Source organism: Alcanivorax sp. (assembly GCF_040119285.1).
In the GTDB taxonomy this organism is placed as follows: domain Bacteria; phylum Pseudomonadota; class Gammaproteobacteria; order Pseudomonadales; family Alcanivoracaceae; genus Alcanivorax.
Genome location: NZ_JBEDTY010000032.1, coordinates 50,344 through 73,039 on the forward strand (window position 1 = coordinate 50,344; position 22,696 = coordinate 73,039).

The window sequence follows — 22,696 nt, forward strand, 5'->3', positions numbered from 1 at the left end:
AACGGGATCACAATGTTCGGACATCGACTTTTAAAGCTGGCTACCGGTGCTGGGGAACGCCGTTTTGCATCTTCGCGGCAGTCCATGGAGCAAGTGCAGCGAGAAAACCTTTCCCGACTCCTTAGCCAAGTGGCAGGGATGCAAATTGCAGGCGCTGCTGACTTGCAGGCCAATATGAGCTGGGAGAAATTCACCTCCACTCAACCTGTGACAGACTATGACTACTGGCGAGAGGCGATAGAATCCCAACGTACGCTTGGCAAAGAGGGCTTGAGTCGGTCGCCGGTCAGCCGTTTTCAACCCACCAGTGGTTCTACATCAGCGATCAAGTGGGTTCCTTACACCAAACAATTTCTGGGGGAGCTGGATAATGCGATTAGCCCCTGGGTTATGGATCTTTACAGGCAGTTCCCTCGCCTGTTAGCGGGTCGCCATTATTGGTCAATGTCATGGGTCCCCACGGCCCTACGGGAGAGCATGAGCGAGGAGATTAATGATGATCTCCAGCTCATGTCTTTGGGTAAACGGCTGTTGGCAGGTGCTACACAAGCGGTTCCACAGAATGTGTCTCTGGCTAGTAGCTCTGATGATTCCCTGTTTGCGACGCTCGCTTGGTTGGCAGCGGATCCATCACTCTCCATGATGTCGATCTGGAGTCCAACCTTTGGGTTAGGAATGCTCAAAGACATGGCTCGTTGGCGAGGTGAGCTGGCCGATGTGCTTGCCAGTGGTCATTGGGGGCAGCGTATGGCCGGTGTCAAAAATGCCGGGTGTCCAAAGTCGCCAAGGGCGGCGGCTATGCTGCGCGAATGGGATGGTGCTTTGAGCCCTGACTTCTTTACTGCCCTATGGCCATCACTGGCGCTGGTTAGTGCCTGGGATACCGCTGCCTCGGGCCCTTGGGCCAAGCAGCTTCACGCACTTCTTCCCCAAGCCAGCTTTCAGGGCAAAGGTTTGTGGGCCACCGAAGGCGTGGTAACAATTCCTTATCAGGGGCAGCACACCCTTGCCTATCGCAGTCATGTCTATGAATTCCAGAACCCGGACGACGGCTCAGTCTACGCTCCCTGGGAGCTGGAGCTTGGCCAGGAAGTGATGCCGCTGTTAAGTACGGGGAGTGGTCTGTTGCGTTATCGACTAAAAGATTTGGTTCGGGTCGATGGCTTCAATCAGGGAGTGCCTGTGCTTACCTTTTTAGGGCGAGCAGGAACGACAGACCTGGTGGGGGAAAAACTTACGGCCCCTGTACTGGATTTGGCCATTGCCTCGTTGTCGCTGCCAGGCACGGTAACACCGGTGTGTACTGTGGCAGTTGATGATGCCGGAGAGGGGAAGCCGGGTTATTTGTTGCTGCTGGAAGGGCAGTCTGAGCAGCAGGACGATATTGGCGCAAAAGTAGAAAGCCAGCTTCAACAGCATTTTCACTACCAGCTAGCCAGAAACCTTGGCCAGCTGGAACCGCTGCGCTGTGTTGTGCATCCGGCTATGCGTGAGCGTTATCTGCAACAGTGCCGCCAGCGCGGAATGATCGAAGGCAATATTAAGATGGAGTCGCTGCAATACTGGCCCGGTCAGCTTCCTTCATGGCTGTCTTTATTATCGACAGAAGCCGTGATGGCGAATAAGGAAGCGGTGTTGTGAGCTACCACATTCGTCCTGCTTGCGACGCGGACAATGGCGCTATTTTGGCTTTGTTACAGGGGACGCCCCAGCAGGGGGTCATCACCCTTAATTTTGAACGCCAGCCTGATTACTTTCGTGGTGCCCGGGTGACCTGTGAGCAACCTGATGTATGGGTGGCTGCCCCTCGCAATGCTGAGGGGACGGTGGGGGCGGTTTATAACGTGGGTTGGCGTAACCAATGGATTAACGGACAGGTTCGTTCCATTCGTTATGCCCATGATTTACGTATCGCACCGGAATGTCGTAATGGCATGATACTGCACCGACTGTTTCGCCACCTGCGCAAGCAATTGGCGGCGGGTGAGTGGATGCAGACGACGGTACTCAGTGGTAATCAGGCGTCCTTATCTACAGTAGCGAGTGGTCGTGCAGGCCTGCCAGTGTATTACCCGGCGGGCACCATTGAGACCAGCATGCTCTATACACGCTCTCGGCGGGCAAAACTGCCCGCCGATGTGGCGATTAGACAGAGCACCGTTGAAGATTTACCGCAAATTGCCGCGCTACTAAAAAAAGTTGGCCAACAAAAACAGTTTTTCCCAAGTTGGGATCTGGGTCGGCTCGCAGAGGACGATTATTGTTACGGCCTTAGTCCCAATCATTTTTTAGGTTTATGGGTGGGAGGACAGCTCAAGGGCGTAGTAGGCTTCTGGGATCAGAAAGAGATCAAACAGACTCGAGTGCTTGGCTATAACCGTGGCATGGGGTTGTTGCGCCCCCTTTATAACGCCCACAGTATGTTACGCGGTGGCATGCGTTTGCCGGCCCCCGGTGGGGTGTTGTCCTACCTGACATTGCACAGTGTGGCGGTGGAAAACGACGACCCGGAATTATTGCGCTTGTTATTGGATTATGCCGTTAGTTACTTTCACGGTGAATACGATGCCTTAGTGTGTGGGTTCTTCTCCAATGATCCCCTAGCGCAGCTGGCTGCCAAATACCGGAGGCAGTTGCTGCTAAGCGAGCATTTCTTGGTGAGTTTTGATGGCGACCCCCGTGAGCAGCTAGATAGCCATAGGCCCTGGTATGTGGAGGTTGCGCGACTGTGACAGCAACATCTACGGATTATATCGGCATGTGGTATCGGGCCCGAGCCCGCCTGGGTGTGGATGATCGTATTGAATTCATTTTCATCAATCCGGCCAGCGGGGAGCGACGCACGGTTGCTCTTCGTCATCGTCATTATGATGGTGCGGCGGGGATTCAGGTCGCTGCCCGTGAAGTCGGAATGAAAGCTCCCGAGATGGCTTCCGCTAGCAAACGCGAGGCTCCTGCGTTTTGGCGTCGCTGGGGGGGGGCTCCGGACCCTCGCAAGGCCGCCATACCCCAGTGGCGCCAATTAGCCGAGGCTGAAAAAACCACTAATCAGCCTTCGGTAACGTGGTTGAACCAACAGCAGACTCATAAGCTTCATCAGCTGGCCCTTGAGCAGAATGTTTCCGTAAACAGCTTGTTGTTACTTGCCCTGCATCGAGCTGTGTCTGAAACGTTTTTGATCTCAGGCCAACCGGGGAGCTGGTGCTTCCCTGTAAATATGCGCAATAGCGTGACGATTCCCAGGACAGAGATGAACCTTTCCAGCGCTTTCTACATGACCGTAGATGAACAGGATTGTGCGGCGCATGTGGATCGCTCAATCCGTGCTCATCTGAAGGCCAATGTCCATTGGCGCTATTGGCATCTGGCCCGTATCGGTCGCTGGATTGGTCAATGTGGAGTGAATTGGCTTTGTGAGAGGTTGCTCAATGGCCCCCAGCATCTGGGGTCTTTTTCCAGTGTGGGCGAGTGGCAGATGGATTTTGCGTCGGGAGGCATGGCCGCTGATTCAATCTTTGCGTGCTGTGGTCCGGGTAGCCCCACGCATCCTGTAGCCAATGGTGTGATTGTGGTGAATGGCCGGATGAGTTTAGCGTTGAAGCTTCACTCTTCCCTTGGTGCTCTTCAGCAAGACGTTGATTTGTGTTTGCAACGTTGGGTTAACCGGTTGGGAGTGGTGGAGTGAAATTGCCTGCCGGTTTCCGCTGGTTCTTTTTTCAAGGGCTTGTGGCGTTGTTGGCTACCGTTGCCATTATTGCGGCTATCTGGTCGCTCTATTGGGTGCCACCGGCTCCGCCACCGATTAAGGCTCAGGCTAATGTGTTGGCGCTGAATACGGTCAAGGTCCATTGGCAAGATGTAGTGATCCCGGTGTTTAGCCAAGGCCAGGTTCGTGCGCGCCATGATTTGCCCTTGAGTCTTGAAGTGTCAGGGCGAATTCAAGAGATTTCCCCGGCGTTTGCCGATGGCGGTCGAGTGCATGCGGGAGATCTGTTGCTCAAGCTGGATCCGGAGCCCTTTGCTCTGGACGTTACCTCGCGTCAGAACAGCGTGCATGCGGCACGTTTGCATCTGGCCCAAACCCGAGCAAAAGCGCGAGTGTCCGGCGCTTCTGGTCGCTCTTCGGCATTGGGCCGATTTGAGCCGCAGCTGAACGAAGCGCTAAGCCGCCTTAGTGCTGCCCAAGCGGGTCTACGCCAAGCAGAACGTAACCAGGAACAGGCCGAGCTGCTGGCGCCGATCAGTGGGCGCTTAAAAGCCGTACAAGTGATGGCTGGCCAGCAGGTGCAGGCGGGCAGCAACCTTGCTCGGTTGTATCAAGAAGATCAGGTAGAGATTCGCCTGCCGGTGCGTGATGACTGGCTGGCCTTGCTGGGGATCGCGCCCGGTGATGACGCAACACTGGATCGCGTCAGCGTGATCCTCACTGGCCGGTTTGCGGGCCGGGATGGGCATTGGCAAGGCAAGGTGGTGCGCCGTGAAGGGGGCCTTAATCGTAATCAGATGATGTATCTGATTGTGCAGGTTGCCAATGATGGCCAATCGTTGCCGCTGGAGCCAGGGGTGCTGGTGCAGGCAGAACTGCGCGGTGTCGCCACGCCAGCCGTGGCAGTGCTGCCTCGTTCAGCGCAGGCCGGTGAGCACTCCGTGTGGGTGTTGGATGAGGAGCAGCGCTTGCGTCGTCAGCCCGTGGCCGTGCTGCATCAGGACAGCGATAATCTCTACCTGCACGATGGGATCAATAGCGCCACATCTGTGGTGTTGGCCGGCGACCTGCAGTTGTTGGAAGGCATGCGTATCGATCCGCGTCCGGTGCAGAGCGGGTTGGCCCATAATAGCGGGGAGCAACCATGAATCGCTCCATTGCCTGGTTCGCCAGAAATGGAGCAGTTGCCAACTTGTTGATGATGACCTTGCTGCTGGCGGGGTTATTTGCCATTCCTCATACCCGCCAAGAAACCCTGCCCAATGTGCCACTGGATCGCATTGGTATCTACGTGGCGTATCCTCAGGCCACACCGGAGACGGTGGAATCGCTGGTGTGCACCCCGGTGGAAACGGCGGTGGATGATGTGGAGGGGGGCACCGAGCTGATCAGCGAGTCCCGCGAAGGGTTATGCAGTGTGCAGCTGGACGTACTGGAAGGGCACGATACCGGTGATGTGCTTGAGCAAGTCCGTACCCGACTGGATGCTCTGGATAACTTGCCCAAGGGGGCAACCCGCCCGCGGGTACAGGAACTGATCGTGCGCAACCGGGTGGTACGGTTGCTGCTCAGTGGCCCACTGTCTCGCACGGACCTCTACCAGTTGGGTAACCAGGTACGCCGGCAGTTGCTCAATCACGATGCCATCTCCAGCGTGGATATTGAAAATCTGCCGGAACGAGAAATGGCTTTGTTGGTCTCCCGTAATGACCTGTATCGGTATGAGCTGACGCTGGATAGCATCGCGGCGGCGGCCCGTCAGAGCGTGCAACGTATTGCCAGCGGGGTACTGCGCAGCGACAAAGGCGACTGGCTATTACAGACAGGAGACCAACCCGGCGATGCTCGCGCCTATGAGCAGCTGGTAATCCGCCAATCCGAACAGGGTGACCTGCTAACGTTGGGGGACGTGGCCCTGGTGAAGGATGGGTTCTCCCGGGACACTCAAGCGGCTTGGCTGGATGGTAAACCGGCCGTGGCACTGGATGTGTACCGGGTCGGTGATCAGAACGTGCTGGAAGTGGCTGGGGCAGTGCGTGCTTATCTGTCGAAGGCGGATCTGCCGGCAGGTGTGGGGTTGCAGGTGTGGAGCGATGATGCCCGCCAGTTCAGTGAGCGTTCGAATTTGCTCTGGCGTAATGCTTTGCAAGGTTTGCTGCTATTGACCGTGATGCTGGCTATCTTCCTCACGCTGCGTTTGGCGGGGTGGGTAGCGTTGGGCATTCCTGTTTGCATGCTGGGTGCCTGCGCCATGCTGCCGCTGCTGGGAGAGTCCTTCAATACCATTTCCCTGTTTGCGTTCATTCTGGTGCTGGGCATCGTGGTAGACGATGCAGTGATTGTTGGGGAAAGCATTGACCATCAACGACGCCAGGGTCTGACAGGGCAGCAGGCGGCGATCAGTGGTGCGCAACGTGTGGCAAAACCGCTGTTATTTGCGGTGCTAACCACCCTTTTTGCCTTTGCTCCCTTGTTGTTTCTCCCGGGGCCGGAAGGGGCATTGATGCGAGTGATCCCCATCGTATCGATGACCATCTTGCTGCTGTCGCTGGTGGAGTCCTTGTGGATCTTGCCCGCACACCTAAGCCACGATCGTCCGGCGCGGGGGCTATGGTTAAAATCCGAACAATTGGCCACGCGTCTTAATGATGGCCTGGAGCGCTGGCTGGACCGGCGTGCCAGGCCTATTTTGCGGCACTGCTTGCAGTGGCGTTATGTGTTGGTGGTGGTATTCGTGGGTCTGTTTGTTTTCTGCTGCGCCTTGGTGAACAGCGGCTGGTTGACCATGGTGTTGTTCTCCCGGGTGGAAGGTGACCGAGTGATGGCGGAAGTGGTTTTCCCCCAGGGTACTGGCGACCCTCGTCTGGCGAGAGAAGTCAGGGCGCTGGAAGCTTCCGCCCATGCCCTGGCTCGCCAATTGGCGGGCCCCGGCGATGAGGGTGAGAGTGACTCACCAATCCATATTGATTCGGTGTTTGCGGAGCAGGGGGTGCGCCAGAAAACCTCCAATGCCCGTGATCCCGGTGCGCGATATCGGGTTCGGGTGACCTTGGCGATCAGCGGTGACACCAGAGTCATGTCGCCCCGGGAAATCGCCACGCGATGGCGGGATCAGCACGGGCTGATCGCCGATGCGTTATCGGTGAAATTCCATGCCAGCCTAATGCAGGTGAAACCGGACATTCATATCAATTTGTTCCACCCGGATATGGCGACACTGCAACGCATGAGCGAGCAAGCGACGTTAGCATTGGCGCGCATGGATGGGGTCCACGAGGTGGCTAATAACCTGCATGCCCAGCGCACCATTGTGGATATCAATCTGCGCGAAGAAGGCGAGCGAGCGGGATTGCGGGCCGAGCAAGTAGGGGCGCAAGTACGGAATGCGTTCCACGGCATCGAGCTGGATCGCTGGTTCGAACAGGATCAGGAGGTTCCGGTCATGTTGCGTTTGGCCCAGGACGATAGCCGCGAGATAACGGATCTGGAGAAAATGCCGGTGCAGCTAGCGGACAGTGAAATGACTGTGCTCGCCGCCGTCGCCTCCCTGTCCCGGCGGCAGGCTCCGGCCATGATCAGCCACTACGACGGCCGTCGCAGTGCTACGGTGAGTGCCTTTGTGGATGAACACACTACGTCTCCAGCTTTGGTCATGACGCAGCTGCGCAAGGGGTTACTAGACCCGATGATGGCGGCGGATCAAAAAGCCGGTTGGACGGTGGCGGGGAAGCAGGCGGCGATCAAAGACTTTCTGTCGCACTTGTCGATAAGCTATTTGATAGCACTGGCCGGAATCTTCTTTTTGCTTACCATTTTATTCGGTGGCTATGGGCAACCCTTGCTAGTGATGGCCGCGATTCCGTTTGGTCTGGTGGGGGCCTTTATGGGGCACTTCCTGCTGGGTTACAGCGTGACCCTGTGGTCCTTGGTGGGGATCATTGCGGTGAGCGGCGTGGTCGTCAATGACAACCTGGTACTGCTCGATGCTATCAATGCACTACGGGAAAAAGGCGAATCGTTGCGCGATGCGGTGGTTGCTGGCGTGAGTGGGCGGCTGCGACCGGTGATGCTGACCTCCATTACCACCTTCGCCGGCGTAGCCCCGCTGATGCTGGAAACCAGTGTGCAGGCTCGCTTTCTCATTCCCATGGCGATATCACTGGCGTTCGGGGTGTTGTTTGCCACCCTGGTGAGCTTGCTACTGGTCCCCAGCCTATTGGTGGTTTCGAATGATGTGAAAACGATGATCACGCGCTGGCTGGCTCGCTGGCGAGCGCCGCAGGCATCGGAACAGGACACCGTGGAGGTGGCCTATGAACGCGGCCGTTGGGGAGGGTCGAACCCGTATCACGACGCCGTGTTGGGCTCCGCCTGGGAAGCGGGACGGCAAGATCACATGCAAGACCAAATGGGGGTGCAGTAACGTGTGGAAAATCATACCTGAATGACAACGGCAGGGCTTTTTGTCTGGCCTCTCTCTCACATCCAGCTACCCATTGATGCAAAAGCCGCGTTCAGAAATATGGGCGCGGCTTTTTGCATCAAATGCAGGGGTAGTGCTCGATGTTGTTGCGAGTCGAGTGAAGCGCGGTGCGCCTGTCCTTACGCTTTACCCTGATTGGCGACGGCCTCCGCAGCCTTGGCCACGTCTTCCGCATCGCCCAGATAGTAGTTCTTGATGGGTTTGAGGTTGTCGTCCAGCTCATAAACCATCGGTACGCCGGTGGGGATGTTGAGCTTTACAATTTCTTCGTCAGAAATGTCGCCGAGATACTTCACCAGTGCGCGCAGGCTATTGCCATGGGCGCAGATCAAGACCTGTTTACCCGCTTCAATTTGTGGCTTGATATCACTTTCGAAGTAGGGAATAAAACGATCCACCGTGTCCTTAAGACTTTCTGACAGAGGAATTTGAGCTTCACTCAAGCCCTTGTACACTCGGAAGTTACCCGCGTAGCGCTCGTCATCACGCTCCATTTTCGGTGGCGGCGTATCGTAGCTGCGGCGCCAGATATGTACCTGGTCGTCACCGTACTTGGCTGCAGTTTCCGCTTTATTCAGCCCCTGCAAGGCACCGTAGTGGCGCTCATTCAGGCGGTAGTCACGGATTACCGGGATCCACATCTGGTCCATGTTATCCAGAATGCTCCACAGGGTGCGGACCGCACGCTTGAGCACCGAGGTGTAAGCCACGTCAAATTCAAACCCGGCTTCCTTTAGCAGTATGCCTGCGGTGCGCGCTTCTTCGCGGCCTTGCTCGGTCAGATCAACGTCTTTCCAGCCAGTGAAGCGATTTTCCTTGTTCCATACGCTCTGGCCGTGGCGGACCAGTACCAGTTTCGTGCTCATGAGCCTCATCCTGTGCGATTTCAATGCGGCGCAAAGAGTAGCAGAAATGCGCCGGGAAATTGAGCGCCACAGCCCGTATAATCGTGGCAAATTCCGTTGCTGCTGCCGGTGATAGCTTTTATGCGTGTCTTTTTGCATTGGGTTTCGCCCCTTTCATACGGCAACGATGACCTGAGAAAGCCGTATTGAGGGCTTTTACATTCCCGGAAAAGGCAAAAACATGGCGTATCTATGGTGCGAGGATAACAAGGCCGTCAGCGAATGGCAGACTGGTCTGGCGGCAGATAGTCCGCTGTACCTGGACACAGAATTCATGCGTGAGCGCACCTTTTGGCCGCAACTGGCGCTGGTGCAAGTCCATGACGGTGAGCAAATCCGTCTGATTGATACCACTCGGGTAGACGGCCCGACCTTGTTGCCTGTGTTTCAGGATCACACCTTGGTGATGCATGCCTGTTCGGAAGATCTAGAAGCCATCGCCACCTTTACTGGCCAGTATCCGGCCGCCATTGAAGACACCCAGATCGCCGCTGCATTAAGCGGCGAGGACATGCAGTGGGGCTACCAGAAAGTGGTCCAGATGCTGCTGGGTGTGGATCTGCCTAAAGGGGCAACACGAACCAACTGGCTGAAGCGGCCATTAAGTGACGAGCAACTTCACTACGCGGAAGATGACGTCAAATACCTTCCGGAAGTGGCAGGGGTACTCGCCGAGCGACTCGATGGCTTGGGCCGCCGCGCTTGGTGGGAAGAAGAATGCGCTCGTTTGCTGAATCAGGCTCGCAGCGAAACGCTACCGCAAGACGCTTGGCGTAACGTGAAAGGCGCGGGCTTGCTGCAGGGCGACAGCCTGGCGGTATTGGCGGCGCTGGCGCCGTGGCGTGATCAGATGGCCCGGGAGCGAGATCTACCCAAAAGCTTTGTGTTAAAAGATGCCCAGCTGCTGGACTTGGCCCGTGCCAATCGAACCGATAGAGACCTGCTAACGGACTTGGGCTTTCACCCTAAGCAAATTCGCCGCGATGGTGATGCGTTGTTGGGATTGATAGAAGAAGGGCGCGGACAGAGACCTCCCGATCCGCTACCGGGCCCGCCGGATGCAGCCCAGAAGAAACTGGCCAAAATCCTGCGTGGCCGGGTTGCGATTATTGCTGAAGAGATGAATATGAAGCCCGATGTGTTGATGCGTCGGCGTTGGCTGGAAGCCCTGATCCGCCACCCGGATCGGGTGCCGGAGCCGTTGACCGGCTGGCGTAATGACGTAGTCACCCAACCCCTGCTGGAGTTGCTGTAGTGAGTGAGGGAGTGCTGCAAGGCAAATTGTTTTGTTCGATCTATAAGAGCCGCCGCAAAAGTGGCATGTATTTGTATGTAGATCGGCAAAAAGGGCTTAAAGAGGTGCCCGAGATATTGATGGGGCAGTTTGGCCATGCCGAACACGTGACTGACATGATACTGAACCCGGCGCGCCCACTAGCGCGCGCAAATGTGGAACAAGTCATGGGCAAAATCCGCGAGCAGGGCTTTTACCTGCAAATGCCGCCACCGCCCGATGAAGACCTGTTCATGGCCGATGGCCACCCGGATAAACCGGTTCGGCGTGATGTCTGAAGTGACGCCTCCATTGCGGGCCCAGTTCTGGACCCTACCGCTGAGTGACCTTAATGCCCGCGAGTGGGAAGCGCTGTGTGATGGTTGTGGCCGTTGTTGCCTTGTAAAACTGGAAGATGAAGACAGTGGCGAGTTAGCGTTTACCAATCTGGCGTGCCGCTTCCTGGACAGCAAGCAATGTCAGTGTCATGTGTATGAAGAGCGTTTTAAGCAAGTTCCGGATTGCATTCGTGTCACTGAGAGAATTGCCAGGGATACGAATTGGTTGCCGTCCACCTGTGCATACCGTTTACGAGCAAAGGGGAAGCCGTTGCTACCCTGGCACCCGTTGCTCAGCAACAACGCCGACAGCGTGAAGCAGGCGCGAATCAGTGTAGCGGGGCGGGTGGTGTCCGAACAGCTTGTGTTGGAAGACGATTGGGAAGAGCATATTGTTCACTGGATCGACTAATGTGAGGGCAAAGGTGCCCTTCAGGCGAGATGGCCTGACGGTAGGTTCAATCCACGAGTAGGAGAAGTTGTGACAACACAAGCATATCTATGGGGCTGGTTTGCCTACCTGCTGGGCAGTGTCGGCGTATTGTTTGTCTGGTGGTGGCTGACACGCCCTTTGGGGCGTTGGGGCAAGGTGCCACTGCGTACGTTGCTTACTGCGCTGCTGCTGACCCCCTGGTCCGTATCCCCGCAGCGCGACGAATGGGCTCCGGCCTGGGTTGTCAGCTTGTTTGATGGCCTGGCGCAGGACGACGTGAGCCTGTGGCGTGCAGGTGGGCCATTACTGGCGATGTTGGGCGTGGCGCTGGTAGTAGCGGCCTTTGAACTGTGGCGGCAGCGGCGTAAACAACTGGCCATGCCCGTTCAGCAATGAGCGAGTGCATCTTTTGCCAGATTCAGGCGGGTTCCTTGCCCGCCAGCGTGGTCTATGAGGACGAGCTGGCCTTAGTGATTCTAGACCTGTTCCCTGTCCGAGAAGCTCATTGTCTCGTTATTCCCCGTAAGCACTCGCCTTTGCTGGAAGGGTTGGATTGCGCGGTGACTCATCATTTGATGGATCTGGCCCGGCGGACCATTGTGGCGCAGAAAAGGGCTGGCCTTGCCGTGAAAGCGCATAACGTGGTGGTTAACGATGGGCGAGAAGCCAATCAGCATGTGCCCCATGTGCACGTGCATGTGATACCCCGTCGCGGCGGTGACACCCTGGCAACAGCGCTGACTTGGGCAACCCGGCTAATGAATGTGTTCGGGATGGCAAAACGCCGTAAGCGGCTGGATCGGCTGGCGGGGTTGTTGGCTGAACATTTTCCCGAAAAGATCGAATGATTCTTGTCTTGCAGGGTACCTGAACGGTTGCCCTGTGAGAGCAGGAATTCGCCCTCTGTTATCGTTCTCTTGCCTGTGGTTTCTGTTTTCAACCTTGGTCGGGCTTTTGCCAAGGCGCCTCCCCGCAGCGAGGAGGGGGCGCTTCGATGCGCCTGCAGGTCCCGGTAATTTCCAGGGTGTTCGCGTGGCGTTTCACTGAAAGAAGCGTGGGCTCTCTAAAGTGAAATGGCTGGCCGTGTTGGGGGCCGCTGAAACGCGGCTATTAGTCACTGAAATGCCCCGTTGAATCAAAATGAGCAGCCCACAGGCGCCCGTCTCCCCGTTCTAGATCCAAAGCGACCCCAGCTAAAAGATGACCTTCAGGTGCAGCACACCAGGCAACGGTGCCATAAAGATGGTAGGTACCGTCGTTTTCCAGCAGGACAACCCAGAGCTCCACATCCGTATCGGGCTTGATTGGTGCCGGCAGTTCCACACTAATGCCCGCTAGTGAAATGTCATGAGAGGTTAGAGAGAGGCGGTCTCTCGGGTCCACAGAATTCGATCCTGCCGGTAACAGCGTGAGAGATAAATTTTCTTCACGACTGATTCGGGGGTGGCGTCGGTTGTCGATTGTTGTAGCCATGTGACTTATCCGTAAATCATTCTGTCAACAACGTAAGCGGCGGTGGCTATGGTGGCAACCACCCCGAATAAGAACAGCAAAAATAACAAGGCAGGTTTGGCCGTTTTGGGCAGGCCTTCGGTTTCTCGTGAAGGCCGGGTTTCTTGGGTTTTACTCATCCGCTATCTCCCTGAAATCTTCGGATACTTTACAGTATCCGTTATTGCAGGACGATAGGAAATGGGAAGTGCGAGGAGAGGAAAAATTTGCCGAGCGGGTAAGTCGTGGGGTTGCTTTTTCAGTTAAATAAACTTCGGCTTCTGAAATAAAAAAAGGGCCCGATTGGGCCCTTTTGAAGATCAGAGTGGCGGGTTAACGGGCGCCAGACTCGATTTTCTGGAACAGGAACTCGTGGAGCGACTCCGACATTAGCGGTACGTAAGATACCAGCAGCAGTGCAGTCAGCATCACGGCGATCGGCAGCAGGTATTTCTCGTAACGGCGGTAGAAGTTGCCGTTCGGCACCTTGGCGGATTCCACTTCTTCGTCGCCAACCACTTGTCTTGTTAGCAAGTGGTTGAGCGCCACGGGTGGTGACAGATAACCCAGCTCAAAGGCCACCAGGCTAATCATCCAGAAATGCAGTGGGTCTATCCCATTATCGAAAGCGATTTGTGCAATGGTCGCGTTCACTAGGATCACCGCCCCGTAAGGGTCCATGATCATGCCGATAATCACCATGGTGACCACCAGCAGGGTCATGGCGAGCCAGATGCTTGGGAAAGTCTCAGGTAGCATTTCCATGAGGCCGGAACGCTCAATGATGCCGCCGACACTCACTGACAGTGCCATCAGCATCAGCAGCGCACCAATGTGGCCGGTGGTTTCATTGGTGGCAAACCTCAATGAGTTTTCCATCTTATCGCCTACACCGGGTTCTGGCTGATAATGCGGGTCCATATCCGGTGTTTTCACTAGGTAATGAACTGCCAAACACGCACCCAGAATGGCGTTGCGCCAGAATAGCCCCCAGAACACACCACTCAGCTCTTCAGCGGAGGTGCCAGTAGGAATGGCGCCAGCATCTAGCGCACCGTTGATGATCCATAGGTTGTAGCAGGAGTAGATCAGCAGTGGCAACAGAATTGCGGTGAAGACATGCAAGGATTTAGTGCTCAGTTTTTCGTAGGCCAAAATGGCTAGCAGCATCACCGGCAGGATAATCGGTGCATAAATCTCGTCAAGCTTGGTTCCCAACATGTCACGGAAGAAAACGATTACGGTGCCCATGATAATGACATAGGGCAGCAGGGGAATCAGGCGCTTTAAGCTTTGTGGAACCGCTACAGAGGCCGGTGCGATACGTGCCGGGGCAGTACGGGCAAACTGGCTATAAATGAAAAACAGGAACAGCGACAGGCCAAAGATTTTCAAGCCGGAAGTGAATAGCTCATCCGTAGTCACACTGTTGTTCAGCGCCGCAATGATAACGACCAGCAGACAGGGACGCAGCACCACGCCCATGGAGCCGGACATGGCGGTGGCGGCCAGCGCCAGCTGCTTGCGGGCACCGGCCCGAATCAGCTCATTATAGATAGTGGCAGCGGCGGCAATAATAAAGATACCGGATGCACCTGTGTAGGCAGTAGGAACGGCGGTAACAGCAAGCACCACAAAACACATCAGTTCCGGGGACATTTTCCAAGGACGCAGCACGTCGAAGACCAAATGGGCCATCTTGGTTTGGCGCAGCAGCATACCGATCCAGATATACAGGGCCAGGCTCAGGAACAAGTTAGAGAGTTCCATCATCATGCCAAGGTAGACACTGATGCCGTGATAGTAGCCTTGGCTGATGAACTGCGCACCGGCAGTAAGGCTCATGAAGCTGTACAGCGGAATAGTTAGCATCGCTTTGCCCCAAGTACCCCCTTCTTCAAGGCCTTTGGGCGGGCGAATTAGCTGGTAGAAGGCTGCGACTGAGAGCAGCAGGAAGCCTGCAATCCAGAATTGGTGTAAATAGAAATGGTTAACCTGAACCCCGTCGGCCATGGCGCTGATTTCTTCGCCCCGGTAAACCCAGGCAGACATAAGCAGCATTACATTGGCTGCCAATTGGCCCAGGCTGGAAACAAAGTGGTCTTTACGAGTATGCGTTGGGCGCAGCGAAATGTGGTGGCGCGTTAATGTGGCGGTTGCGGCACAAACCATTATCAGCAAACAAAGTAACAGGCGTTTGTAATTGCCTAGGGTAGTTACCACTTTGGCAACACCGCCCTCAAGCGTTCGGAAGGCAATCACACCGGGAGTGGCCTTCTCCTGAATAAGTTCGTAGCGTTCCCACCTGCCGCGACAGTTATGCCTGGAGGATTCCAGGGACTTACGCAAGGCCACTTCGTCCACGTCGGTGCCGAAGATACCGGCTAGCGGGTCGTCGGCCATTTGCTGTTTCTTCTGCTTAATGGCTTTTTCCAGTTCCTGATTCAGGTCTGGATCACGGTTACAGGTGGGTTGTTGCACCACCCCTGCTCCCCGCAAAAGGTAATAGCTTTCCCAGCTGTTTTCGCCGATTTTCAGCAACTGAGAGTGAATCACTTCACCGGAAGACAGAAAAATGGTCAGCAGAAGAAGAATCAGAGTAGGAAAAGAGGATAGCCATTCCCTGATGGAACGGTTTGCCACAGTCAACGAAGGTTTGTCCATTGTGCACCCGGTTATTGTTATACCGCCTGTGCTGCGGGGGGAGGTGGGGCGCTTGGAGGGATAGGGTAGCGCTTTTGACCCCGCCTTTTAGGGCGATGTAAACATTGTTCTTACCTGCCACCCTGGGAACGGGTGTCAGAATGTGAGTCTTAATAGAAGAAAGGGGCCAGTGTTAGCTGGCCCCAGGTTCGTTACTTGAGCTTTTTCATTCAACAGGATTAACGCACTCTGCGCGGGATGGCTCGTGCTTGCAGCGTACTTTACGCAGCAGGCCCATCATCTCCTTGTTGTAGATGCCGTCTTTGGTAAGGGCTATGCGAGCGTCACGCATCATTTCGTCGTAACGGAGTTTGTCCGCCTCGGGGATACGAATCCACCACTTCTTGTTCACTTCGCTGTTAGCGTTCTCAATGATACGCATGGCGCGATCAAACTGACCGAGCATGTATTTGCGCGACTGCGCAGCGAAATCGTCAGGGAACTGATCCTTTTTCAGGATGACTTGCGCGGTCAACTGGCCGAGTACGTAGTCGAGGATGCCGCCGTCAGGCTGCATGCCTTTGTACAATTCCAAGGCAGAGTACGCTGCAATGGGGGCAAAGCAGATATCAACGGAGCCATTGTTGAATCGGCCAGAGAAATTGGAAATGTCAGACATTACCGGGGACATGCCCACGCGGGAGGCCATGTTGGCCTGAGCCGTATCGTATTCCAGTACCGCGATGGATTTGCCTGACAATTCACTGACAGTGTCGATAGTGCGGTCTTTAACGAACAGGTAGGCTGCGCCCATAGGGGTGACGCCGGCTACTTCATAGGGGCCGGAAACCAGCTTTTCATTAATAGAAGGGTTGCCGCTGGCGAGTACCGTGATCACGGTGCGTATGGCATCGTAGCTGGGGAGGGCGCCAATGGAATCCATGCTGCCGGTGTAGCTATTGAATTGACGGCCACGGATACCGGTCAACACGGCGGCATCACATTGCCCGGCTTTCAGGTCTTCAGATGCAATTTTTTCATCGGTGTAGGGCTTTAACTCAAAGTCCACGCCCCAATCCAAAGCGGCGGTCTTGTAGTCCTTCATGATGTTATAGATGTCGCCGTTGGCTCCAATAATGTCGAAAACACACATGGTGCGCTTTTCGGCGGCCTGGGCGGGGGCAAACGTCAATGCCAGAGCGGCAGTGGCGGCTGCAGTGAACATCTTGGCGTAGCGCATGATTATCTCCTGGTTACTTCTTAAATTGGTTCAAAAGCGGCCCGAAGGCCGCAACAGGCTTATAGCAAATCGTTGATATCAACTGAGGGGCCGGATTTGGCAGTGTCATCCCAGAAGGTGCCAATGCCACCGATAGGGGTTCGTTTACCGGTATTCTCGGTCCATTCTCGATCTGAAATACCCTGGATGATGAAGCCTCCAATGGCGTCCAGCATGGCGTAGTCGGGATCCAGATTTTGGTCGTTTGCTGCGTAATCACGAATAGCCTGACGCAGACGCTCATCATTGCCTTTGCTAAAGGCGCTCATGGCATACAGGGCGCTGCCCAAACGAATGCCACTGTCGAACCCTGCTTTGGCGGAGGCTTCCAGCTCGCCCCATGCATCAGCGTTTGGCGGTGCCAGCATCGGCAGCAGGTTCCATACCGCAGCACGGGTGCCTCGTGGCACACCCCACCACTCCTCGTTATCCAGACACTTCATGTTGCGTTCGACTTTGGCGGCGATATCGCGGGGCACGCCGACCGCACCATCGGAAGCACCGTCATTGAGCAGGGCCTGAACACCGGCAATGTTGCCAACCATCCAGACCATTTCATCGAAGTCAGTTTTCATTTTCGGGCATTCGCCTTCTTTGACTTCGCCGAAGGCTTCTAACATGTAGCTATAAGCCTTGAACTGCCGGTTAGCAGCCACCGCAGACCAGCGCTTCTGTTCAATGCGGGCGTCTTGTGCTTCGCTGACTCGGCCATCTTTGACTGAACGCATGTACCGCAGTTCAGCATCGAGGGCAATTTGCTCGGCACAGGTGGCGGATATGGTGAAGACCATGGCGCCCAGTTTGCTGGGGTCGGAGCCAACACGTTCGAAAGACATTAGCAGTGGTGTTTGTGCTTCACCGGTGATACACGCCATGCGTACGTCATCGTAAGTCATCATATAGGGCAGCATTTCGGATCGCCCGAAGCCGACCAGCACATCCCCGGTAGTCTTGTAGACAACACCACAGCCTTGCAGAGCTAGGATGGCGCTTCCTACCAAGGCCAGACCGGAATGTCGTAGCATTTTTTTCATGGAAAGAGAACCCATTCTTAAGCTCCTTGTTTTTGTTCTCGAATAAGGTCGTCAAAGGTACGAAAGTCCGTCAATTGACACAAGCGGCAATTACAAAAAACCCGGCAAGCAATTACAAACAATAAATTTGCTATATCATGGTTTCTGTTCGATAACTCATGTACTTCACAGGATTGTACTTCACAGGGCGAATACGAATTTATTATGAGTGACAACAGCGGCGTCAAAGATATGCGGGCCTGGCTGCAGAGCGAACGGAGCGGCCTTGCTCTAGCACTGAACACGGCTCGCGGTGGGCTACGAATACTCGAAACGCTGAGCGTGGTGGGCCGCCATGGTCTGGGCTGGGCGCTTGGGGATCGCCCGCCAGTCCCGGCTTTGCTGCGGACTACTTTCGAATCTTTAGGGACGACATACATCAAGTTGGGCCAATTTATTGCTAGCTCGCCGTCGATTTTCCCCGAAGAGTATGTGGAAGAATTTCAGCGTTGTCTGGACCGCACCCCACCCCTACCTTTTCATTACATCAGAGAAACCATCGAATCCGAACTGGGTGATAACTTGGAGTCGCTTTATCAATTCGTCGATCCAAAACCATTGGCCAGCGCGTCAATTGCACAAGTTCATGCGGCGAAACTAAAAAATGGTCAGGATGTGGTGATTAAGGTGCAGCGCCCGGGAGTAAAGAATGTTTTGCTCACGGATTTCAATTTTTTGTATTTCGCCGCAAGAATTACCGAACGGCTGGCGCCGGGCCTATCCCGTTCTGCTATTTCGGGGGTAATTGAAGAGCTGCAGGCGGGTATGCTGGAAGAGTGCGACTTCATTAAGGAAGCCGGCAATCTCAAGGCGTTTAACGTGTTCCTGCGTGATACCGGTAACACTCAGGCTATTGCTCCAGAGCCAGTTATGTCTCTTACCACTGGTAAAGTACTGACCATGGAGCGCTTCTTCGGGGTGCCCCTTACGGATATGAGTGTGCTGAAAAAGTATACTGATGATCCGGCGGGCACCTTGATCTCTGCGCTAAATACCTGGTTTTCCAGCCTTATGATGTGTGATTTTTTCCATGCAGATGTTCATGCCGGTAACTTGATGCTACTCGAGGATGGTCGAGTCGGATTTATCGATTTCGGCATCGTCGGGCGCATTCGTCGTGAAGCTTGGGACGGTATGGCGACGTTCTTTAATGCTATTGGTTGTGGAGATGCGCGGCAGATGGCGGAAGCGATGGTCGTGATCGGCATGACCCGTGAAGAAGTAGACGTCGCGGCGTTGGCGCGGGATATCGAAGGCTTGCAGGGCGCGCTGGGCCATGTGGATCCGTCAGCGCTGATGCAGGCCGACCGTAATGACAGGGAAGTGAACGGCCTGCTCATGGATATCGTGAAAATTGGTGAGGGTCATGGTATTCGATTCCCGCGTGAATTTGCCTTGTTGCTCAAGCAGTTCCTTTACTTTGACCGTTATGTGCAGGTGTTGGCCCCGGAAATGGATATGTTTAGTGACAACCGGGTAGATATGTTCGGTGCAATTGACGATATGCCCGATGGCTTTTTGCACTAAGGCGAGTCGCAAGCTGCAACGCGAGTTAGTAGTTAGGAGCGGAGTGAGATGATGGGCACCCTGACCATTGAGCCTCCGTCGAACGTTCAAAGTGGGAATGTGAAAAGGAAAACCGGGAACGTTCCCGGTTTTCTCTCTCCAATTTTGTAGCTTGCTTGAGCTACTATTCTACCGGGTTACTACATTCCGCGCGGCTGGCGTCCAGCTTGCAGCGAATCTTGCGTTGCAGGGTCAGCATGCGGGCATCGTAATAGCCTTTCTGACGTAGTTGCAGGCGTGCTTCCTGCATCATGATTTCATATTCTTTTTTGTCTTTTTGTGGAATCGGGATCATCCAGTGTTGTGGCACCTTGGCGGCTTCAATATCGAGACGCTCCATAATGAGGTTATAGCTGTTGTAGAACTCTTCGCGCAGTAGTTGTGCGAGCTCGTCGGGGAATTTTTCCTTGCGGCCGATCAGTTGCATGGTGATTTGTGCTAGCGGGTAATCAATGATCCCGCCGTCGGGCTCCATTCCTTTGTAGAACTCAAGTACCTCGTAGGCAACCAGTGGTGCAGCGATCACGTCGACTACGCCGTTGTTAAATTTATTCGGTGCAGAAACGATATCCGAAGCCACTGGCGTCGCTCCAATTTGAGCAACCATTTCCGCCTGGACGGGATCGTAATCGAGCACGGCGACACGCTTGCCGGCAGCTTTGGCCAAGGTATTAATGCTTCTGTCGTTGACGAAGACATAAGCGGCGCCTACCGGGGCAAGACCCAGAATGACATATTCACCGCTGGTCATCTTGCCGGCGCTTTCCGGCCTGGCCAAGACTTGTAGCAGAATTTGCATGTGCTCTTTGGTGGGAAGTGCACCAATGGCGTCGACGGTGCCAGTGTATTTATTGAATTGGCGGCCACGTAACCCGGTGATCAATGCAGCATCGCAAAGGCCAGCTTTGAGGTCTTCGGCTACTACGTTTTCGCTGGTGTAGGGCTGTACATCAAGATCCACACCATATTGCAGCAGCCGGGTGCGCTGGTCTTCCGCGGCTTTGAAAACAGGGCCAGCGCGGCCGGCAATGTCCCATATACAAATTTGCCGTTTAAGGGGCTCGTCCAGACTAAAGCCGGCTATTCTTTGCATGGCTTTAATACGCTCGTCCAGAGTTCGGTTCTGGTCAAAAGCAATAGCGCGTAATTTTTCTTCCAATGCGGGCGTTAATTCCATTGCGGGGGCAGAGCGTGCTAGTTCTGCTTGTTGATCGGGGCTAAGACCAATGGCGTCATTAGCGTGGAGAAATACGCTGCTGGCCAGTAAAGAAGAAAGAAAAAAAAGACGAAGAAAACGCACGATAACCTCCGTGGCTATTATTGATTGTTGTTGGTGTAAGGCATTGTGTGCAGGTAAAGATCGGCGCGTCGCTGGCTGGGCAGCCAGCGAGACTGGCGATGCCGCCAATCAGTTTGATTTACTCGAGCAAGAGAGGAGCGGAAGGTGTTGTTCTGTTTACTCGGTGGTGTGGCTATTTCGGGGCAGCCTGCTTCCAGTCTCGTTTCATCATACTCAGCATGGTCGAACCATAGTAACCGCGATCGCACAGTTTAATGCGCGCGTCGCGCCCCATGCTGCTGTAGTCCTGTTTCTCGTTTTTGGGAAGTAAACCCACCAGTAGTAAGTAGAGTGCAATAGTCAGAAAATAGGGTCAGAGGGCGAGGAGGCTCCCTCTGTGGTCCTAGCAACCTGTTAAGAGAGGGCTGAGTCGGTCTATCCCTGAAATTTGTGGGTACAGGTAAGGCAAGCGGATAGGCCTCCAAAAGTAGTTGATAATGATTCGTGTTAGGTTTAGCATCCTTTCAAGAGATTGAGGAAGGCGACTTATGTACGTATGCATTTGTAAGGGCATTACTGACAACCATATACGGGAAGCGGTCGATTCTGGCTGCGACAGCCTGCGTGATCTTCGTCGGGAACTTGGGGTTGGTAGTCAGTGTGGTAAATGTGCCCGTCATGCCCGCCAAATTTTGCGTGAAACCCGTAGCGCGAACGAGGCGACCTCTTTCTCGAACTCTGCTACCGCTGGTGAAGCCGTTGTTTTCTGGCCACAAACCGCATAAAAATCGTTCTCATTTGCATAAGCGCTTGTATTTGAAGTGCTTTTTCTTCGTTTGACTTGTCTCTGCCACATTCTTGCTGAACAATGGGTGCCTACCCCAAGTTCATGTGACGGAGATACCCCCAATGAAAGGCGACGCCAAAGCGATTGAATTCCTCAACCGTGCACTCGGCAATGAGCTGGTTGCGATCAATCAGTACTTCCTCCACGCCAAAATGTATCAGGACTGGGGCCTTCAGGCGCTCTACGCCAAGGAATATCACGAATCCATTGATGAGATGAAACACGCCGATATGCTAGTCGAGCGTATTTTGTTTCTGGAAGGTATTCCTAATCTTCAGGACCTGGGCAAGTTGATGATTGGTGAAAATACCAAGGAAATGCTGGAGTGCGATCTCAAACTCGAGGAGATGGCTTTACCTGACCTGCGTGACGGCATTGCTTATTGCGAATCTATCCAGGATTACATCAGCCGCAACCTGCTCAAAGAGATTCTTGCGTCCGAGGAAGAGCATATCGATTGGCTGGAGACTCAGCTCAGTCTCATCGATAAAGTGGGCTTGGGAAATTACATACAAAAACAAATGGCGACTGCAGAAGGCTAACTGCCGAACTTTTAACCGATATGCGCTTGACTCGCCGCGGGGCTTTCGGAATAATGCGCAGCCTCTCGGGGCGTTACAGCAACGAGACTTGCACCGGTAGCTCAGCTGGATAGAGCAACTGGCTACGAACCAGTAGGTCGGGGGTTCGACTCCCTCCCGGTGCACCATACGATTAAAAGAAGGCTCCCAAATGGGAGCCTTTTTTTATGCCGCTCTGCGGGCGCCAGATGCTTCATCTCGTAGGCAACACGTTACGGACTTGGTGGGCACACTCATGCTCTATAGTGTGAGGCGCTTTCAATATCCCCGACACACCACATTGCTTTTCATACTAGGTACAGCGGTATTTTTTTATTCAATGGCCTAGAGAGTTCTTCCCTTCGCACGGTTAGTTGACCAGAATCACCATCCAGAGCCTCGCACGGTTCATTGCAGATTGTCGACAATCTGTCTACATTGCCCTTTAAACTGCGAAAGCAGTATCGGCTCACAAGGCCACTACGATGCCCGCCCAAACGGCGGTGCCTCATGCTTTCGCACGCGGTGACTGAATCCGCTTTTGGAACCAAAAGGAGTGTTCCATGAACACCATGATGGCCCAGGGTGTCGAACTCATGCTGATTGGTATGGGTGTTGTATTTGTTTTTCTGATTGTGCTGGTCGCTGTGACAACCATTATGTCGGCACTGGTCCAGAAATTTGCCCCAGAGCAATCAGCTCCGGCACCGCAGCTTGCTTCACCCCCTTCTCAAGATTTGCCGCCGCCGGCAATCATCAAAGCGATCGAAAAAGCGGTGCAGCAGCACCGTCAGACTTCTCTGTCATAGATACCGGATTA

21 protein-coding genes and 1 tRNA gene are annotated in these 22,696 nt (G+C 54.6%); 15 read left to right on the plus strand and 7 right to left on the minus strand.

All coding sequences use genetic code 11. From position 1 onward, the window contains the following. The first annotated feature begins 12 nt into the window (after positions 1–12). The 5 genes from ABNH10_RS09700 to ABNH10_RS09720 are packed head-to-tail and all read left to right on the plus strand — an operon-like array spanning position 13 to position 8,129. On the plus strand, positions 13–1,641 hold the full coding sequence (locus tag ABNH10_RS09700) for a GH3 family acyl-acid amido synthetase (protein WP_349385756.1): 1,629 nt from the start codon (positions 13–15) through the stop codon (positions 1,639–1,641). Next, positions 1,638–2,732, plus strand: coding sequence for a GNAT family N-acetyltransferase (locus ABNH10_RS09705; RefSeq protein ID WP_349385757.1), 1,095 nt, complete (start codon positions 1,638–1,640; stop codon positions 2,730–2,732). The genes ABNH10_RS09700 and ABNH10_RS09705 overlap by 4 nt, the downstream gene beginning before the upstream one ends. Continuing rightward, positions 2,729–3,685 (plus strand): hypothetical protein, encoded by a 957-nt coding sequence (locus tag ABNH10_RS09710; RefSeq protein WP_349385758.1) that lies wholly within the window; start codon positions 2,729–2,731, stop codon positions 3,683–3,685. Before ABNH10_RS09705 ends, ABNH10_RS09710 begins: the two co-directional genes overlap by 4 nt. Further along, a complete protein-coding gene (locus ABNH10_RS09715) occupies positions 3,682–4,854 on the plus strand; it encodes an efflux RND transporter periplasmic adaptor subunit (RefSeq protein WP_349385759.1) in 1,173 nt (390 codons plus the stop codon). Before ABNH10_RS09710 ends, ABNH10_RS09715 begins: the two co-directional genes overlap by 4 nt. Further along, positions 4,851–8,129, plus strand: a complete 3,279-nt coding sequence (locus tag ABNH10_RS09720) for an efflux RND transporter permease subunit (RefSeq protein WP_349385760.1) — start codon at positions 4,851–4,853, stop codon at positions 8,127–8,129. The genes ABNH10_RS09715 and ABNH10_RS09720 overlap by 4 nt, the downstream gene beginning before the upstream one ends. A gap of 179 nt (positions 8,130–8,308) precedes the next feature. Here ABNH10_RS09720 and gpmA read toward each other — a convergent pair whose 3' ends face one another. After that, positions 8,309–9,055: a 2,3-diphosphoglycerate-dependent phosphoglycerate mutase gene (gene gpmA, locus ABNH10_RS09725; protein WP_349385761.1), complete on the minus strand. Its 747-nt coding sequence runs from the start codon at positions 9,053–9,055 to the stop codon at positions 8,309–8,311. A 220-nt stretch (positions 9,056–9,275) separates the two neighbouring features. On the opposite strand from gpmA, the gene rnd reads away from it, so the two are divergent. The 5 genes from rnd to ABNH10_RS09750 all read left to right on the plus strand — a co-directional run bounded on the left by rnd (position 9,276) and on the right by ABNH10_RS09750 (position 11,986). Continuing rightward, a complete protein-coding gene (rnd, locus tag ABNH10_RS09730) occupies positions 9,276–10,349 on the plus strand; it encodes a ribonuclease D (RefSeq protein ID WP_349385762.1) in 1,074 nt (357 codons plus the stop codon). Beyond that, positions 10,349–10,666 carry a YcgL domain-containing protein gene (locus ABNH10_RS09735; protein WP_349385763.1) on the plus strand — a complete coding sequence of 106 codons (318 nt, stop codon included), beginning with the start codon at positions 10,349–10,351 and terminating at the stop codon, positions 10,664–10,666. Before rnd ends, ABNH10_RS09735 begins: the two co-directional genes overlap by 1 nt. Beyond that, a complete protein-coding gene (locus ABNH10_RS09740; protein ID WP_349385764.1) occupies positions 10,659–11,117 on the plus strand; it encodes a YcgN family cysteine cluster protein in 459 nt (152 codons plus the stop codon). Before ABNH10_RS09735 ends, ABNH10_RS09740 begins: the two co-directional genes overlap by 8 nt. Positions 11,118–11,186: 69 nt before the next feature. Continuing rightward, the gene (locus ABNH10_RS09745) at positions 11,187–11,534 is read left to right on the plus strand and encodes a hypothetical protein (protein WP_349385765.1); all 348 of its coding nucleotides are present in this window, start codon (positions 11,187–11,189) and stop codon (positions 11,532–11,534) included. Further along, on the plus strand, positions 11,531–11,986 hold the full coding sequence (locus tag ABNH10_RS09750; RefSeq protein WP_349385766.1) for an HIT family protein: 456 nt from the start codon (positions 11,531–11,533) through the stop codon (positions 11,984–11,986). Before ABNH10_RS09745 ends, ABNH10_RS09750 begins: the two co-directional genes overlap by 4 nt. A gap of 262 nt (positions 11,987–12,248) precedes the next feature. Here the strand turns inward: ABNH10_RS09750 and ABNH10_RS09755 are convergent, their stop codons facing one another. The 5 genes from ABNH10_RS09755 to ABNH10_RS09775 all read right to left on the minus strand — a co-directional run bounded on the left by ABNH10_RS09755 (position 12,249) and on the right by ABNH10_RS09775 (position 17,600). Then, on the minus strand, positions 12,249–12,611 hold the full coding sequence (locus ABNH10_RS09755; RefSeq protein WP_349385767.1) for a PilZ domain-containing protein: 363 nt from the start codon (positions 12,609–12,611) through the stop codon (positions 12,249–12,251). Between the two features lie 5 nt (positions 12,612–12,616). After that, positions 12,617–12,769, minus strand: a complete 153-nt coding sequence (locus ABNH10_RS09760) for a hypothetical protein (protein WP_349385768.1) — start codon at positions 12,767–12,769, stop codon at positions 12,617–12,619. A gap of 193 nt (positions 12,770–12,962) precedes the next feature. Further along, entirely contained in the window at positions 12,963–15,293 is a 2,331-nt protein-coding gene (locus ABNH10_RS09765) for a TRAP transporter large permease subunit (protein ID WP_349385769.1), read from the minus strand. Between the two features lie 205 nt (positions 15,294–15,498). Further along, positions 15,499–16,512: a putative solute-binding protein gene (locus ABNH10_RS09770; RefSeq protein WP_349385770.1), complete on the minus strand. Its 1,014-nt coding sequence runs from the start codon at positions 16,510–16,512 to the stop codon at positions 15,499–15,501. A 59-nt stretch (positions 16,513–16,571) separates the two neighbouring features. Beyond that, positions 16,572–17,600 carry a hypothetical protein gene (locus ABNH10_RS09775; RefSeq protein ID WP_349385771.1) on the minus strand — a complete coding sequence of 343 codons (1,029 nt, stop codon included), beginning with the start codon at positions 17,598–17,600 and terminating at the stop codon, positions 16,572–16,574. A gap of 189 nt (positions 17,601–17,789) precedes the next feature. Here ABNH10_RS09775 and ABNH10_RS09780 point away from each other — a divergent pair, with 189 nt between their 5' ends. Then, the gene (locus ABNH10_RS09780) at positions 17,790–19,151 is read left to right on the plus strand and encodes an ABC1 kinase family protein (RefSeq protein WP_349385772.1); all 1,362 of its coding nucleotides are present in this window, start codon (positions 17,790–17,792) and stop codon (positions 19,149–19,151) included. A gap of 163 nt (positions 19,152–19,314) precedes the next feature. On the opposite strand, the gene ABNH10_RS09785 is transcribed toward ABNH10_RS09780, so the two are convergent. Then, entirely contained in the window at positions 19,315–20,490 is a 1,176-nt protein-coding gene (locus ABNH10_RS09785) for a putative solute-binding protein (RefSeq protein ID WP_349385773.1), read from the minus strand. Between the two features lie 527 nt (positions 20,491–21,017). On the opposite strand from ABNH10_RS09785, the gene ABNH10_RS09790 reads away from it, so the two are divergent. The 4 genes from ABNH10_RS09790 to ABNH10_RS09805 all read left to right on the plus strand — a co-directional run bounded on the left by ABNH10_RS09790 (position 21,018) and on the right by ABNH10_RS09805 (position 22,685). Next, the gene (locus tag ABNH10_RS09790; protein ID WP_349385774.1) at positions 21,018–21,254 is read left to right on the plus strand and encodes a bacterioferritin-associated ferredoxin; all 237 of its coding nucleotides are present in this window, start codon (positions 21,018–21,020) and stop codon (positions 21,252–21,254) included. A 124-nt stretch (positions 21,255–21,378) separates the two neighbouring features. Next, on the plus strand, positions 21,379–21,858 hold the full coding sequence (gene bfr / locus ABNH10_RS09795; RefSeq protein WP_349385775.1) for a bacterioferritin: 480 nt from the start codon (positions 21,379–21,381) through the stop codon (positions 21,856–21,858). A 90-nt stretch (positions 21,859–21,948) separates the two neighbouring features. Further along, positions 21,949–22,025 (plus strand) — tRNA-Arg (locus ABNH10_RS09800). Positions 22,026–22,439: 414 nt separating this feature from the next. Continuing rightward, positions 22,440–22,685, plus strand: a complete 246-nt coding sequence (locus ABNH10_RS09805; protein ID WP_046961737.1) for an OadG family protein — start codon at positions 22,440–22,442, stop codon at positions 22,683–22,685. Positions 22,686–22,696 lie beyond the last annotated feature (11 nt).

Excerpts from the sequence above, each read along its gene's own strand:
- ABNH10_RS09755 (WP_349385767.1), bottom strand. The coding sequence starts at position 12,611 with ATGGCTACAACAATCGACAACCGACGCCACCCCCGAATCAGTCGTGAA.
- ABNH10_RS09750 (WP_349385766.1), top strand. The coding sequence starts at position 11,531 with ATGAGCGAGTGCATCTTTTGCCAGATTCAGGCGGGTTCCTTGCCCGCC.
- ABNH10_RS09700 (WP_349385756.1), top strand. The coding sequence starts at position 13 with ATGTTCGGACATCGACTTTTAAAGCTGGCTACCGGTGCTGGGGAACGC.
- ABNH10_RS09765 (WP_349385769.1), bottom strand. The coding sequence starts at position 15,293 with ATGGACAAACCTTCGTTGACTGTGGCAAACCGTTCCATCAGGGAATGG.
- ABNH10_RS09740 (WP_349385764.1), top strand. The coding sequence starts at position 10,659 with ATGTCTGAAGTGACGCCTCCATTGCGGGCCCAGTTCTGGACCCTACCG.
- rnd (WP_349385762.1), top strand. The coding sequence starts at position 9,276 with ATGGCGTATCTATGGTGCGAGGATAACAAGGCCGTCAGCGAATGGCAG.
- gpmA (WP_349385761.1), bottom strand. The coding sequence starts at position 9,055 with ATGAGCACGAAACTGGTACTGGTCCGCCACGGCCAGAGCGTATGGAAC.
- ABNH10_RS09760 (WP_349385768.1), bottom strand. The coding sequence starts at position 12,769 with ATGAGTAAAACCCAAGAAACCCGGCCTTCACGAGAAACCGAAGGCCTG.
- ABNH10_RS09720 (WP_349385760.1), top strand. The coding sequence starts at position 4,851 with ATGAATCGCTCCATTGCCTGGTTCGCCAGAAATGGAGCAGTTGCCAAC.
- bfr (WP_349385775.1), top strand. The coding sequence starts at position 21,379 with ATGAAAGGCGACGCCAAAGCGATTGAATTCCTCAACCGTGCACTCGGC.
- ABNH10_RS09770 (WP_349385770.1), bottom strand. The coding sequence starts at position 16,512 with ATGCGCTACGCCAAGATGTTCACTGCAGCCGCCACTGCCGCTCTGGCA.
- ABNH10_RS09790 (WP_349385774.1), top strand. The coding sequence starts at position 21,018 with ATGTACGTATGCATTTGTAAGGGCATTACTGACAACCATATACGGGAA.
- ABNH10_RS09780 (WP_349385772.1), top strand. The coding sequence starts at position 17,790 with ATGAGTGACAACAGCGGCGTCAAAGATATGCGGGCCTGGCTGCAGAGC.
- ABNH10_RS09805 (WP_046961737.1), top strand. The coding sequence starts at position 22,440 with ATGAACACCATGATGGCCCAGGGTGTCGAACTCATGCTGATTGGTATG.
- ABNH10_RS09775 (WP_349385771.1), bottom strand. The coding sequence starts at position 17,600 with ATGGGTTCTCTTTCCATGAAAAAAATGCTACGACATTCCGGTCTGGCC.